16 protein-coding genes are annotated in these 12,527 nt (G+C 59.2%); 12 read left to right on the top strand and 4 right to left on the bottom strand.

Annotated features, from left to right (window positions below):
- Positions 1–7 precede the first annotated feature (7 nt).
- Together DBR44_RS02610 and DBR44_RS02605 are read left to right on the top strand one after the other, a co-directional pair.
- Positions 8–424, top strand: coding sequence for a YkgJ family cysteine cluster protein (locus tag DBR44_RS02610; protein WP_199730952.1), 417 nt, complete (start codon positions 8–10; stop codon positions 422–424).
- A 53-nt stretch (positions 425–477) separates the two neighbouring features.
- Positions 478–942 carry a DMT family transporter gene (locus DBR44_RS02605; RefSeq protein ID WP_124641768.1) on the top strand — a complete coding sequence of 155 codons (465 nt, stop codon included), beginning with the start codon at positions 478–480 and terminating at the stop codon, positions 940–942.
- A gap of 75 nt (positions 943–1,017) precedes the next feature.
- Here DBR44_RS02605 and DBR44_RS02600 read toward each other — a convergent pair whose 3' ends face one another.
- The 3 genes from DBR44_RS02600 to DBR44_RS02590 form a co-directional block, all read right to left on the bottom strand.
- Entirely contained in the window at positions 1,018–1,476 is a 459-nt protein-coding gene (locus DBR44_RS02600) for a glycine zipper family protein (protein WP_124641766.1), read from the bottom strand.
- A gap of 16 nt (positions 1,477–1,492) precedes the next feature.
- Complete coding sequence (locus DBR44_RS02595) at positions 1,493–1,915, bottom strand: hypothetical protein (RefSeq protein WP_124641764.1); 423 nt, start codon at positions 1,913–1,915, stop codon at positions 1,493–1,495.
- Positions 1,916–1,991: 76 nt separating this feature from the next.
- The gene (locus DBR44_RS02590; protein WP_124641762.1) at positions 1,992–2,489 is read right to left on the bottom strand and encodes a Spy/CpxP family protein refolding chaperone; all 498 of its coding nucleotides are present in this window, start codon (positions 2,487–2,489) and stop codon (positions 1,992–1,994) included.
- A 216-nt stretch (positions 2,490–2,705) separates the two neighbouring features.
- Between DBR44_RS02590 and DBR44_RS02585 the strand changes: the two genes are divergently transcribed.
- The 5 genes from DBR44_RS02585 (at position 2,706) to DBR44_RS02565 (ending at position 5,897) form a co-directional block, all read left to right on the top strand.
- Positions 2,706–2,993, top strand: a complete 288-nt coding sequence (locus DBR44_RS02585) for a VF530 family DNA-binding protein (protein WP_124641760.1) — start codon at positions 2,706–2,708, stop codon at positions 2,991–2,993.
- Positions 2,994–3,107: 114 nt separating this feature from the next.
- On the top strand, positions 3,108–3,719 hold the full coding sequence (gstA, locus tag DBR44_RS02580; RefSeq protein ID WP_124641758.1) for a glutathione transferase GstA: 612 nt from the start codon (positions 3,108–3,110) through the stop codon (positions 3,717–3,719).
- Positions 3,720–3,819: 100 nt separating this feature from the next.
- Entirely contained in the window at positions 3,820–4,173 is a 354-nt protein-coding gene (locus DBR44_RS02575) for a nucleotide pyrophosphohydrolase (RefSeq protein ID WP_124641756.1), read from the top strand.
- Positions 4,174–4,266: 93 nt separating this feature from the next.
- A complete protein-coding gene (locus DBR44_RS02570) occupies positions 4,267–5,001 on the top strand; it encodes an NAD-dependent protein deacylase (RefSeq protein ID WP_124641754.1) in 735 nt (244 codons plus the stop codon).
- A 92-nt stretch (positions 5,002–5,093) separates the two neighbouring features.
- Positions 5,094–5,897: a mechanosensitive ion channel family protein gene (locus tag DBR44_RS02565; RefSeq protein ID WP_124641752.1), complete on the top strand. Its 804-nt coding sequence runs from the start codon at positions 5,094–5,096 to the stop codon at positions 5,895–5,897.
- 50 nt (positions 5,898–5,947) lie between these two features.
- Here the strand turns inward: DBR44_RS02565 and DBR44_RS02560 are convergent, their stop codons facing one another.
- Positions 5,948–7,168: an HD-GYP domain-containing protein gene (locus tag DBR44_RS02560; protein WP_124641750.1), complete on the bottom strand. Its 1,221-nt coding sequence runs from the start codon at positions 7,166–7,168 to the stop codon at positions 5,948–5,950.
- Between the two features lie 180 nt (positions 7,169–7,348).
- On the opposite strand from DBR44_RS02560, the gene DBR44_RS02555 reads away from it, so the two are divergent.
- The 5 genes from DBR44_RS02555 to pyrI all read left to right on the top strand — a co-directional run bounded on the left by DBR44_RS02555 (position 7,349) and on the right by pyrI (position 12,273).
- Positions 7,349–7,603: a YkgJ family cysteine cluster protein gene (locus DBR44_RS02555; RefSeq protein ID WP_059284398.1), complete on the top strand. Its 255-nt coding sequence runs from the start codon at positions 7,349–7,351 to the stop codon at positions 7,601–7,603.
- A gap of 192 nt (positions 7,604–7,795) precedes the next feature.
- The gene (locus DBR44_RS02550) at positions 7,796–9,871 is read left to right on the top strand and encodes a methyl-accepting chemotaxis protein (protein ID WP_124641748.1); all 2,076 of its coding nucleotides are present in this window, start codon (positions 7,796–7,798) and stop codon (positions 9,869–9,871) included.
- 104 nt (positions 9,872–9,975) lie between these two features.
- Positions 9,976–10,581: a LysE family translocator gene (locus tag DBR44_RS02545; RefSeq protein ID WP_124641746.1), complete on the top strand. Its 606-nt coding sequence runs from the start codon at positions 9,976–9,978 to the stop codon at positions 10,579–10,581.
- Positions 10,582–10,875: 294 nt separating this feature from the next.
- Positions 10,876–11,796 (top strand): aspartate carbamoyltransferase, encoded by a 921-nt coding sequence (gene pyrB, locus DBR44_RS02540; protein WP_103523727.1) that lies wholly within the window; start codon positions 10,876–10,878, stop codon positions 11,794–11,796.
- A gap of 18 nt (positions 11,797–11,814) precedes the next feature.
- Positions 11,815–12,273: an aspartate carbamoyltransferase regulatory subunit gene (pyrI, locus tag DBR44_RS02535; RefSeq protein ID WP_124641745.1), complete on the top strand. Its 459-nt coding sequence runs from the start codon at positions 11,815–11,817 to the stop codon at positions 12,271–12,273.
- Positions 12,274–12,527: the final 254 nt, after the last annotated feature.

Here is a 12,527-nt window from a genome sequence, read left to right as displayed (position 1 = left end):
GGCAGCAATGATGGCGGATATCGAACGACTGGAAACCTGGATCAAATACAAGAACGGCCTGTGCAGCGACTGCATGGGCAGCTGCTGTTCCATGCCGGTGGAAGTACGCCTGCCCGATCTGGTGCGCATGGGGGTGGTGGACGAGTTCGAGCTGGAAGAGCCGATCAAGAACATCGCCAAGCGGCTGGAAAAGCAGCGGGTGATCCAGCATTTCAATTTCAAGCACGGCATCTTTACCCTGATGCGCCGCGCCAATGGTGATTGCCACTACCTCGATCAGCAAACCCGGCTGTGTACCATCTATGAGCAGCGCCCTAACACCTGCCGCAACCACCCCAAGATCGGCCCCAAGCCTGGTTTTTGCGCCTACACCCGCAACCCCAAGGCCGCCCGCCCGGTGGTGGCGGTCAAGCTGACTGGCTGAAGCCGGCAGCGGTTGCAAGTGCCACCGCTGACAATGCCTAGCGAAAGACAAAGATGAATTCAGTTCTTGCCCTGATGGCCTTTGCCATCGGCGTGGTGGTGCCGCTGCAGGCAGCGATCAATAATCAGCTCAAGCTGCTGCTGGATGGCAGTACCGTGTTGGCGGCAATGATTTCCTTTGCCGTGGGAACCCTCAGCCTGATCCTGCTGGCGGTGTGCAGCGGGCAGAAGTTCAGCGGCCTTAGCCAACTGGCGCGTGGCGAGTGGTGGATGTTTCTGGGTGGTTTGTTGGGTGCGTTTTTTGTGTTCGGTACCACCTTGCTGGCACCGCGACTGGGAGTGGCAACCATGCTGTCGCTGATCATCGCCGGCCAGGTGTGCACGTCGCTGTTATTCGACCGTTTCGGCTGGCTGTCCATGCCGCTGCGCGAGGTCAATCTGCCACGACTGGCGGGGGCGGCATTGGTGGTGGTGGGTGTGCTGCTGGTGAATTTTGGCGACAAGTGGTTTGGCCGCTGATGCGCTGAGCCCGGTCGTCACATACATAAGAGGGGCTGGTCTTTCAGACCAGCCCCTTTGTCATTTGCCAGCGGATTACGGCAGGCGCGGTGGCGGATAGTAAGGCGCGCTGTAGCGCTGCTGGTCAGGTAACTGATTACCCTTGGCATACATGCATTGCTCATAGGCAATATTGTAGCGGTACTGGGCATCGCGCCCGCTGTAGCCCGCCTCGCCGCTGCCGGTAGCCGTACCGGCAATCAGTCCCACGCCAGCCCCGACGCCGGCTCCATGATGGCCGCCCATCAAGGCACCTGCTGCGGCGCCAACCACCGTACCCAGTGCCATATTGCCAGCCATGGCATTGCTGGAGGCATCAGCACTGCTGCCGCCACTGTTGGCTTCAGCATACTGGCGACATTGCTGTTCTTCCTGGGCAAATACCTCGAACGGTTTGCCCGCTGCCGGCATCACCGCCACGGTGGGGCCGAGTGGTACGGTGCTGCATGCGCTCAGGCCGATGGCAGCCAGTGGTAACCACAACAGTTTGTTCATGATGGTGCGTCCTGGCTTATCGGGGTGGCTGTGCCGGCACGGTTTTCCAGCCACCGGGACATTCACTGACATAGGGGTAGTACTGCTTGGCCGCCTTGCAGTAGTACCAGACCTGGGCCGGAGCCGGGCTGGCCACTTCGGCTGGCGGTGGCGGCGTTGCCGGCACCTCAGGTATGGCTGGCGTGTTGACCACCACGGGGGGAAGGTAGGGGTCGGGATAGGGGTAGACCGGAGCGCTATACCAGTACCAGGCACCACCGGAGATCCACCACCAGCCCAGCCGGCCACGGTAGTAGCCATGGTTCCAGTAACCATCGTGCCAGTGTGCAAAATGCGGTGGCCCATAGTAAACGCCACGGTGTGCCTGAGCGGCAGGGGCAGCCGCCAGCATCGTGCCGGCGAGCGCAGCAAGGCCGGCGAAGCGTGTCAGAGAGTTCATGGTGCTTTCCTACTCTCACCGCACGGCCACCGGCATGGCCGGTGGTGCTGCGGGGTGATGGCTGCAGATGTCAGGCTCAGTTTTTCGGCAGCGGGGCGGAAGCCTGGCGCGGGTGGAGCATGCGGTGTTGCATGCCGGCGTGCATGCGCTGGCCTTCCTGATCAAACTGCTTTTGCTGCTCCGGTGTCAGTTGCTGGTACAGCGCCTTGGTCGCGGCAACGTGTTTCTGCATCATGTCCAGATGCTGCTGCATCATTTTCAGATGGCCATCCAGCTGTTCCGGCAGCTTGGCGTCCGGTTTTACCGGAGCCTGGGCCTGGGGTGGCAGCGGCTTGATGGCGGCAATATAGGTTTTCCAGGCCGACTCTTGCGCCGGCTGGATCTTCAGCTTGTCATGCAGCATTTGCAGGTGCTTTTCCATCATGGCTTCGCGCTTGGCCGGGTCCATCTGCCACATGTGTTGCTTCATGTCATCGCCGCCCATGGCACAATCACCCTTGCCCATGGCGTGAACGGTGGTGGCAGCCGCGCTACCCAGCAGGCCGACAATCAACAGCGATTTGATCAGTTTCATGGTGCTTTTCCTTGTGCAGGTGAAAGTGGATGAATGCAGTATCTGCTGCAGATGTCAGCCAAGTATTGCGGGAGGGCAGGCAAATGTTAGCAATGATGAATGCCTTGCCCGGTGTTGCGCGTAATCAGACGGCTGGTTGTTTGTCCGGGCTGGGGCTACACTGCCTCGTTTTTCCCTGCGGCGGTGTTCCCGGCGCTTATCAACAGGATGATTCGCATGAGCGACACACCGCCCAATGACCCGCTGCACGGCATGACGCTGGAAAAGATCCTGCTGGCGCTGGTAGAGCGTTTTGGCTGGCCCGAGCTGGGCCGGCGCATTGCCATCCGCTGTTTCAACCAGGACCCCAGCATCAAGTCCAGCCTGGTATTCCTGCGCCGCACGCCCTGGGCACGCGCCCAGGTCGAGGCCCTGTTCATTGAAATGACAACCCGCCCATCCAGCCCATCCACGGTGGCGGGCAAGGACGGCCGCCCCCGGTTGTTTTCGCCGAAACAGGGCTGAAGCGGCCTTGCCGGCTTGAAATTGTCAGGGTGTCGCCCCAGCTAATCAGGATGAATCCGGCGCTGCTCTGGTGCCGGGGTACTGCAGTCGCTGTTTTTCCGCACAGGAGATGTGATGAAACTCTACTACTCGCCGGGAGCCTGCTCCCTGTCGCCGCATATCGTGCTGCATGCAGCAGGGCTGCCGTTCAGCGTGGAAAAGGTCAATCTGCGTGTGCAACCGCATGTGACTGCCAGCGGCGTGGAGTTCCGCAGTATCAACCCCAAAAACTATGTACCGGCCCTGCAATTGGAAGATGGCACGGTGCTGAGCGAAGGCGTGGCCATCGTGCAGTACCTGGCCGACCTGGTGCCGGAGCGCAAGCTGGCCCCTGCCAATGGCACACTGGCACGCTACCGTTTGCAAGAGTGGCTCAACTACATTGCCACCGAGGTACACAAGAGCTTTTCCCCGCTGTTTTATCCTGGCAGTGACGAGGTGAAAAACGCCGCCTGGGACAAGCTCACCGCGCGCTTTGCCATCGTGGAAGCACAGCTGGCCAGCTCTCGCTATTTGCTGGGCGAGGATTTCAGCGTGGCCGATGCCTACCTGTTTACCTGCCTGAACTGGGCGAACATGGTGCACCGTTCGCTGGATGATTTCCCGGCCATTTCCGCCTTCATGGCGCGGGTGCAGGCGCTGCCGGCAGTGCAGGCGGCGCTACAGGACGAAGGTCTGTTGCGCTGAGACATCTGATCTTGTCCATAGCCTGACGCCCGCTTGCGGGCGTTTTGTTTTGCATGTGTCCTGCGGTTTCACGTGAAACCGCACACCGGAGGAAACGGCGATGAGCGATAGGCGCTTGATTGAAACCACCGCACTGGAAGCCGCTTTGCAGCAGTTTGCCGATGCACGCGACTGGCAGCGCTTTCATACGCCACGCAACCTGATGCTGGCCTTGACCGGCGAGGTGGGCGAGCTGGCGGAAATCTTCCAATGGTTGAGCGATGAAGAAGTCGCCCGGCTGGCAGACGACCCGGCACGCTTTACCCATCTGCAGGAAGAAGTGGCCGACGTGCTGCTGTATCTGGTGCGGCTGGCTAGCGTGCTGAAGCTGGATATCAATGCCGCTGTCTGCGACAAATTGCAGAAAAATGCCGTCAAATATCCGGCACCCGTCAACGGTGCGCCATCGGCTTGATGTTGGGCAAGCTTGCTGCACTGGATTTTTGCCAGTGGCAGCGGCACGCGACTAAGCTTGGCAACAATAAAAAGCAGGTGCAGGAGACAGCAGATGCAGCAGGATATTATGCGGCTGGCCGCCGCCATCAGGCAGGCTGGTCATATCGTGGTATTGAGTGGTGCGGGCATGAGCACCGAGTCGGGCATTCCGGATTTTCGCTCGGCCAAGGGGCTGTGGCAGCAGGGCATGCAGCTGGAAGAGCTGGTGTCCATCGATTATTTCCGTGCCGACCCTGAAGCGTTCTGGCATAGCTTCAAGCAGCTGTTCCACACCAAGTTGCTGGGTAATTACCAGCCCAATGCCGGCCATCGTTTTTTGGCCGGGCTGGAGGCTGCGGGCACGCAGGTCACGGTGCTGACGCAGAATATCGACGGCCTGCATGGCGTGGCCGGCAGCCGCCAGGTACTGGAACTGCATGGCACGCTGCGCAGCGCCAGTTGTCCTGCCTGCGGCCGGCAACAGGGGCTGGACTATATCAATCACCATGTGCTGCCGCTGTGTACCCACTGCATGGATGTGCTGAAGCCGGACGTGGTGTTGTACGGCGAGCCGGTTCCCTTGATCGAACAGGCCTTCCAGCAGGCGCTGGCGGCGGACTTGCTGCTGGTGCTGGGCTCTTCGCTGGAGGTCTCGCCGGTCAACCTGATTCCACTGGAAGCGGCGCGCGCTGGCGTGCCGACGGCGCTGATCAATTACACGCCCACCCGTATGGACGCGGTATTCGATATCCGCATCGAGGCCGGTATTGGCGATACCTGCCAGCAGCTGCAGGGCTTGCTGGGCTGAGCCTGCTGCTGGCAGGACCGTGCTGGCTGGATTTTTTGCCAAGGACATTCTATTTTTCAATGGTTTCTACCAACTGAATAAATAGGATTACCATGACTGACATCAATTGGACGCACTGGGCGGATCTGGCAATCCAGGCCGGTATCAATATCGTTTCCGCCATTGTGCTGTGGGTGGTGGGGCGCTGGTTCATCGCCCTGGCCGGGCGGCTGATGGAAGAGCAGCTGGTGGCCAGAAAGCTCGATCCCACGTTGCGCCGCTATGCACATTCCTTCCTGTCCGTCAGCCTGACCGTGGTGCTGGTCATTGCCATGCTGGGTTTCTTTGGTGTGCAAACCGCCAGCTTTGCCGCCATCATCGGTGCAGCCGGCGTGGCCATCGGTCTGGCTTGGAGCGGCTTGCTGGCCAACTTTGCCGCCGGCATCTTCCTGGTGGTGCTGCGCCCCTTCAAGGTGGGCGATGTGGTCAGCGTGGCCGGCATCAGCGGTACCGTGCGCGAAGTGGGGCTGTTCTCCACCATTATTGATACGCCGGACAATGTGATGACATTGATCGGCAATAACAAGATTTTCTCCGACAACATCCAGAACTACAGCGCCAACGGTCACCGCCGGGTCGATCTGAAAGCCCAGCTGGCAGCCAGTGCCGATCATGCCCTGGCCATCAGCCTGCTGCGCGAGAAGATTGCCGCCATTCCCAATGTGCTGGCCGAGCCGGCAGTCAGCGTGGAACTGCTGGAGTTCACTGCGCTGGGGCCGGTACTGGCGGTGCGTCCCAGCTGCCAGCCGGAACACTACTGGCAGGTGTATTTCGATAGCAACCGGCTGATTCGCGAAACCCTTGCTGCCGCCGGCTTTCCCGGACCGGAACAGGCTATGGTGGTGCGCCAGAGCTGAGCTGGTTTGCCGCAGACAAGACAAAGCCCGCCATTGGCGGGCTTTGTCGTTTACAGAAAGCGCAGCGGATCCATCCGCCATTTGCTGGGGGATTCGTGGCTGACGATCTTGTCGCCGCCACCAGCCCCCATGCTGCGCGATAGGTCGACGATTTCCGGCGGGATATAGGTATTGCTCTTGCTGCTGAAAAATACCTTCACCTTGGGCGAAACCAGATTATTGTCGTTTTGCTCGATCACCACCCCCAGCCGGCCGCTTTCCAGCCGTACCAGTGTGCCGATGGGATAGATGCCGATACAGCGCATGAAGGCCTGCACCAGCACCGGATTGAAGTGGAATTTCGACCATTCGAAAATCTTGCGCAGGGCATCGGTGGGCGCCATGCCCTTGTGATAGCAGCGGTCGGAGGTCAGTGCATCGTAGACATCGACGATGGCTGCCATCTGTCCCAGCTGGGAGATTTCCTCACCCTTCAGCCCTTCCGGATAACCACTGCCATCGTGGCGCTCGTGGTGCTGGGCGGCCACTTTGACTGCGGTATCGGAAATGCCCTTGGTGGCCAGCAGAATCTGCTTGCTCTCCACCACATGGCATTTCATCACGGCGAATTCCTGCTCGGTCAGCTTGCCCGGTTTGTTGAGGATGCTGTCCGGCACCTTCATCTTGCCGATATCGTGCAGCATGCCGCCAATGCCGGCATGGTGGATCACCTCGCGGCTCATGTTCATGGCGTTACAGAAGCTGACCATCAGCGCGCCGACGCTGACCGAGTGCTGGAAGGTGTAGTTGTCCTTGTCCTTGTCCTTGATGCGGCACAGCGACAGCAGGGCACCGCCGTTGCGCAGAATGGACGTGGTCATCTTTTCGATGGATGGCTCCACCATTTCCAGTTCCACCTGCTTGCCCAGCCGCACATCCTGCAGAATGCCGCGCACGATGAGGTTGGCCTCATTGTGGATCAGCTGGGCGCGGCCGAATTCCGCCGCCGCTTCCACCCGGCGTTCCACCGGGACTTCCCGGCTGGCCAGCTCGATGATTTCCTGTTCCAGCTTGTGCTTTACTTCGGTGACCGTGGGCGCATGGGCGACATCCTTGCCCTTGTCGGTGTCGATATACACCTCGTGGATACCGGCATCGGCAATCTTGTGAATGGCGCTTTCATCGTTGACCAGAAAGCGCTTCAGCAAGAAGGGATGCGACATCCAGTCGCAGTTCAGGTCGTGAATGTACATGCCAACCTTGAGATCGGACACATCGATGCACTTGATCATTGCTTGTGCTCTAACTTGATGGCTGCAAAAGGTGCGGCGCTGGTCTCTGGGATAAAAAGTAAAACAGTTAGTGATATTGTAAATTATCTGCAGGAAAAGGGGAGTCAGCTGCGCCGGTAGCCGGCATACTTTGTGATATGGTGGCCGGCCCTTGTTGCCGGTCGCGCTAGAAAGCCCACCATGGATTGCCGTTTGCATTGCGCGGCGTGTTGCATCGCGCCCTCCATTTCCTCTCCCATCCCGGGCATGCCACAGGGCAAGCCGGCCGGGGTGCGCTGCGTTCAGCTCAGCGCTGACAATCTTTGCCTGCTGTTTGGCCGGCCAGAGCGGCCAGCGGTGTGTTCTGGCCTGCAGCCTTCTGCCGAAATGTGCGGTGAAAGCAACAGTCACGCCCTGGCCTGGCTGACCCTGCTGGAAGAGAAAACCGCGCCCTGAAGCCCGACTAGCCAAGTATTCATGTGAATGACATTAGCGAATTTCATTGCTGGTGTATTTGCGCTTGCTCATGCATTGCGCTTGCTCTGCTCGCCAGTGTTGAGGGTATACCCCAATATATTAAAGAGTTTGTATTGAAACGCCGTATATTAGGCATACAGTTAAAAGAGCAGCTTATCGGGGGATAAATGCATGGCGACAGCAAAATGGGGTCATCTGAGTACGCGCATCATCGTGGTAGCGGCAGCGGCGATTGCCGTTGGTTTTGCCGTGATGATCAGCCTGATTGCCTGGCAGAGCTACACTGCCGCAGTCGATGTGGGTTACAAGCTGGCGTCTGAACAGGCCAGCAGTTATGCCAAAGACGCAGAAAGCGATTTCGACAAGGGATTCACCCTGCCACGTCATCTGGCGGATGCCATTCTCGGCATCAAGCGCGTTGCACCGCTGGATCGCAAGCAGGCGGACAACATGATCCAGCAGATGCTGGACGATGCCCCGCAATCGGTTGGCCTGTGGATGTTGTGGGAACCCAATGCCTTCGATGGCAATGACAACGGCTTCCGCCTGGACTGGCCACGGCATGACCCTACCGGCCGCTACCAGCCCTACATCACCAAAAATGCCCAGGGCAAGGCGCAGATGGACGTGATGATGTCGGCCGACCGGGTGAAGGAATTCCCCAAGTTCAAGGAGCACCCGGAAAGTTATCAGCCCGATTATGAAAAATCCGGCTGGGGCGATTTCTACTACGTGCCCAAGCAGCGTGCTCGCGACACCATTACCGAGCCCTATCCCTACGAAGTGCAGGGCAAGATGATTCTGGAAAGCTCGCTGGCGGTGGTCGTCAAGGATGCTGCCGGCAAGATGCTGGGGGTGTCGGCCACCGATGTGGCGCTGGACCAGCTGCAAAAACGCTTTGGTGCCATCCATCTGTATGAAACTGGCTTTATCCGCATGGTGTCCGAAGGTGGCCTGTATGTGGTAACGGCCAAATCGGAACTGCTGGGCAAGCCGGTGCCCAAGGACGACGCGCTGGCCGGACACCTGGAGCAGATCAAGAAAGGCGAAAACTTCGTCTATGAAGATGGTGGTTTCACCCATTTCTTCCATCCGGTGAAAGTGGGCAATACCGGCCAGTTCTGGGCGCTGGGCGTGTCCATCCCGACTGCGGCGATTACCGCCGATGCCAAGAAGCAGTGCCTGACTGCCATCCTGATTGGCGTGGTGGCGCTGGTGGTGATTCTGCTGGTGCTGACGGCCGTGGTACGCGCGCTGACCCGGCCGCTCAACCAGCTGGCCGACACCATGGACCAGCTTGCCTCTGGCCGTGGCGATCTCACCGTCCGCATGCAGATTGCCAATCGCGATGAAATCGGCCGCACCGCCGATGCCTTCAACCGCTTTATCGGCAGCCTGCGCGACATGTTTGTCGAGGTGCGCCAGCAAAGCCACGAGGTGAGCATTGCCGCCGCCAGCCTGGCCGACTCCGCCAGCCAGGTGCAGCAGGCTTCGGCCAGCCAGTCTGATGCCGCCAGCGCCACGGCGGCCGGTGTGGAGCAGGTGACGGTGAGCGTGCATCACATCGCCGATACCGCACAGGAAGCCGAAATCACCGCCCGTGAAACCGGCGAGCTGACCGAGCAGAGCGTGGCCACGGTCAACCGCATCACTGCTGAAATCCAGCGCATGACCAGCAGCATGCAGGCGCTGGCCGAGCGGATGAACGGCCTGGGCGAGCGCTCGGAAGAAGTCAGTACCATTGTGCGGGTGATCAAGGACATTGCCGATCAGACCAATCTGCTGGCGCTGAATGCGGCCATCGAGGCGGCCCGTGCCGGTGAAATGGGCCGTGGCTTTGCCGTGGTAGCCGACGAAGTGCGCAATCTGGCCGGGCGTACCGCCGAGGCCACGGTGCAGATTACCCGCATCGTCAATGCCATCGGCAGTGAAACCCGCGAGGCGGTGGACGACGTGAGAAACAGCCGCGAGCAGGTGACACTGAGCGTGGCGGTGGCAGATGAAGCCAACGAGGCGATGAATACGGTGCTGGGCCGCAGCCAGGGCCTGGTGGCCAGCATTGTCGACATTGCCGCCTCTACCCGGGAACAGTCCACGGCCAGCCAGGAAATCGCCCAGAACGTGGAGCGCATCAGCGCCATGGCGCAGAGCAATAGCCATGTGGTGCGGCAGGTGTCGGATTCGGTGGCACAGCTGCGCGAACTATCGGCCAATCTGGAAAGCCTGGTCAGCAATTTCAAGCTGTAAACCCGGCCTGTCTGTACTGGCACACGCCACCCTGCGGGGTGGCGTTTTGCTGTCTGGCTGCTGCAGAATGGCTACACATGTCGTGCGCATTGTGAGGAGTAGCCATGTTGTGGTCTGCCTTTTTACCCGCGGCACTGTTGCTGGTGATGACTCCCGGAGCCGGCACACTGTGTGTATGGCGGGCATTTCAGCGCGAAGGCTGGCGTGCTGCTGGCCTGGCCCTGGCGGGTTTGCTGCTGGGTGACATGCTGCTGATCCTGTTGTCGGCCCTGGGTGTCGCGGCCTTGCTGGCGGCCAATCCGCTGCTGTTTGCCGTGTTGCGCTGGGGTGGTGCCGCTTACCTGATCTACTTGGGCTGCCAGTGCTGGCGTCAGGCGGCACTACCGCCTGTACCGGATACCCCGGCCAGCCGGCGGCAACTGTACTCCGCCTGCTTGCTGACCCTGGGTAATCCCAAGGCCATCGTGTTCTTCATGGCCTTCTTCCCGCAGTTTCTGCCGGTCGGGCAGGCGGTCCTGCCGGGCTTTTTGCAACTGGGCGTGGTGTTCTGTCTGCTGAACCTGAGTTATCTGATGGCCTTGCTGTGGCTGGGAAGCCGGCTTTGCGCCGCCGGCTCCATGTCACGGCTGGCGGTATGGGGGCAGCGGGCCAGCGGCTTGATGATGATAGGGCTGGGATTGCGCTGTTTATGGCAGCGCCAGCCGACCTGAATGTGTCGCTGCCTTGCCGTATTGGTGTCATGAAATTTGCAAAATGCGACACTGCTCTTATCAAGCCGCTGATTTGGCATTAGAATCTCGGGGTTTGTTCGGAGGAGCCGTCTTGTCGCCATTTGCAGCTGTTGTCATTAGCGCCCGCACCACCTGTCACGGTGGCGTTGTGTCGTTGCTGCGAGGCCGGACTGTTCCCGAACCCCGGAAATTCCAGAAAAAAAGCTCCTGATTGCTCAGGGGCTTTTTTTTTATGGGTAAAAAATAATTCGCAGAATGCAAGGACCCCCCATCATGGCAAACCCGCTCTATCGGAAACACATCATTTCCATCCCCGATTTTTCGCGCGAGGAGCTAGAGCTCGTCGTGGAAACGGCGGGCAAGCTCAAACGCACGCCGCGCAATGACCTGTTGCAAGGCAAGCTGGTGGGCAGCTGTTTCTTTGAACCGTCCACCCGTACCCGCCTGTCGTTCGAGACTGCGGTACAGCGGCTGGGTGGCGACATCATCGGCTTTGCCGATGGTGGCAATACCAGCGCCAAAAAAGGCGAAACCCTGGCTGACTCGATCAAGATCATCAGCTCTTACACCGATGCCGTGGTGATGCGTCACCCCAAGGAAGGCGCGGCGCGGCTGGCCAGCGAATTCTCCAGCGTACCGGTGATCAACGGCGGTGACGGTTCCAACCAGCATCCCACGCAGACCCTGCTCGACCTGTTCACCATTCGTGAAACACAAGGTACGCTGGAAAACCTCACCATCGCCTTTGTCGGCGACCTGAAATACGGCCGCACCGTGCATTCGCTGACCCAGGCGCTGTCGCTGTTTGGCGCGCGCTTCTATTTTGTGGCACCCGAGCAGCTGGCCATGCCGGACTATATCTGCGAGGAGCTGGACGAAAAGGGCATCGAATACACCATTGTCGACAGCCTGGACGATGTGATCCCGCTGATCGACATCATGTACATGACCCGTGTGCAGCGTGAGCGTTTTGACGAAACCGAGTTCAAGAAAATCCAGGGCCAGTTCGTGTTGCGCGCCGACATGCTCAAGACCGCCCGTACCAATCTGAAGGTGTTGCACCCGCTGCCACGGGTGGATGAAATCACCGTGGATGTGGATGCCACACCGCATGCCTACTATTTCGAGCAGGCCAAGAACGGTGTGTACGCCCGTCAGGCGCTGTTGTCGCTGGTACTGAACGAAACCGTATAAATCAGGGAAGGAAACATCATGCAATACACCCGTACCGTTGAAGCCCTGAAACAAGGCACCGTTATCGATCACATCCCGGCTGGCCAGGGGGTCAACATCCTGCGTCTGTTCAAGCTGGCGGAAACCGGCGAGCGCATTACCGTGGGGCTGAACCTGTCGTCCCGCCACATGGGTGCCAAGGACATCATCAAGGTGGAAAATGTTGCCCTGACTGAAGAGCAGGCCAACGAGCTGGCCCTGTTCGCCCCCAAGGCCACGGTCAATGTCATCGATAATTTCGAAGTGGTGAAGAAGCACAAGCTGGAACTGCCGGAAAGCATCGAAGGCATTTTTGCCTGCCCCAACTCCAATTGCATCTCGCATGCCGAGCCGGTGAAGAGCCATTTCTTCGTCAAGGCACAGGTCAAAGACATCAAAATGAAATGCAAGTATTGCGAAAAGGTGTTCAGTAAGGATATTGTTGCAGTCGTGCGCTAAGTCGTACAGAGGAAGAGAATAGAGAACTTCAAGAACGGACGCTGTTTTAACAGCGCAGTAGCAGAACAGAAAACGCCGCAGGAAACTGCGGCGTTTTTCTTTTTCTCGCCTTCGTTGAAGAAGGCGAGGCTCCCTTGCAGGGCAAGGGCGGGGGGAAGGGGAATAGACGGGAAGGCTGTCGGATCAACATGTTTATAGAGAGGCCCGGCTTTGCCGGGTCCTGTAGAGTTGTAGCAAATCACATTGCCAACAGC

The sequence above is a fragment of the Aquitalea sp. FJL05 genome (assembly GCF_003852595.1).
In the GTDB taxonomy this organism is placed as follows: Bacteria; Pseudomonadota; Gammaproteobacteria; order Burkholderiales; family Chromobacteriaceae; genus Aquitalea; species Aquitalea aquatilis.
The sequence above is the reverse complement of the archived record's forward strand: the minus strand, read 5'-3'. Positions and strand labels throughout refer to the sequence as shown.

Coding starts and splice junctions, on each gene's coding strand:
- DBR44_RS02565 (WP_124641752.1), top strand. CDS start 5,094: ATGACTGACATCAATTGGACGCACTGGGCGGATCTGGCAATCCAGGCC.
- DBR44_RS02555 (WP_059284398.1), top strand. CDS start 7,349: ATGGATTGCCGTTTGCATTGCGCGGCGTGTTGCATCGCGCCCTCCATT.
- DBR44_RS02590 (WP_124641762.1), bottom strand. CDS start 2,489: ATGAAACTGATCAAATCGCTGTTGATTGTCGGCCTGCTGGGTAGCGCG.
- DBR44_RS02585 (WP_124641760.1), top strand. CDS start 2,706: ATGAGCGACACACCGCCCAATGACCCGCTGCACGGCATGACGCTGGAA.
- pyrI (WP_124641745.1), top strand. CDS start 11,815: ATGCAATACACCCGTACCGTTGAAGCCCTGAAACAAGGCACCGTTATC.
- pyrB (WP_103523727.1), top strand. CDS start 10,876: ATGGCAAACCCGCTCTATCGGAAACACATCATTTCCATCCCCGATTTT.
- DBR44_RS02560 (WP_124641750.1), bottom strand. CDS start 7,168: ATGATCAAGTGCATCGATGTGTCCGATCTCAAGGTTGGCATGTACATT.
- DBR44_RS02545 (WP_124641746.1), top strand. CDS start 9,976: ATGTTGTGGTCTGCCTTTTTACCCGCGGCACTGTTGCTGGTGATGACT.
- DBR44_RS02575 (WP_124641756.1), top strand. CDS start 3,820: ATGAGCGATAGGCGCTTGATTGAAACCACCGCACTGGAAGCCGCTTTG.
- DBR44_RS02610 (WP_199730952.1), top strand. CDS start 8: ATGATGGCGGATATCGAACGACTGGAAACCTGGATCAAATACAAGAAC.
- DBR44_RS02550 (WP_124641748.1), top strand. CDS start 7,796: ATGGCGACAGCAAAATGGGGTCATCTGAGTACGCGCATCATCGTGGTA.
- gstA (WP_124641758.1), top strand. CDS start 3,108: ATGAAACTCTACTACTCGCCGGGAGCCTGCTCCCTGTCGCCGCATATC.
- DBR44_RS02600 (WP_124641766.1), bottom strand. CDS start 1,476: ATGAACAAACTGTTGTGGTTACCACTGGCTGCCATCGGCCTGAGCGCA.
- DBR44_RS02595 (WP_124641764.1), bottom strand. CDS start 1,915: ATGAACTCTCTGACACGCTTCGCCGGCCTTGCTGCGCTCGCCGGCACG.
- DBR44_RS02570 (WP_124641754.1), top strand. CDS start 4,267: ATGCAGCAGGATATTATGCGGCTGGCCGCCGCCATCAGGCAGGCTGGT.
- DBR44_RS02605 (WP_124641768.1), top strand. CDS start 478: ATGAATTCAGTTCTTGCCCTGATGGCCTTTGCCATCGGCGTGGTGGTG.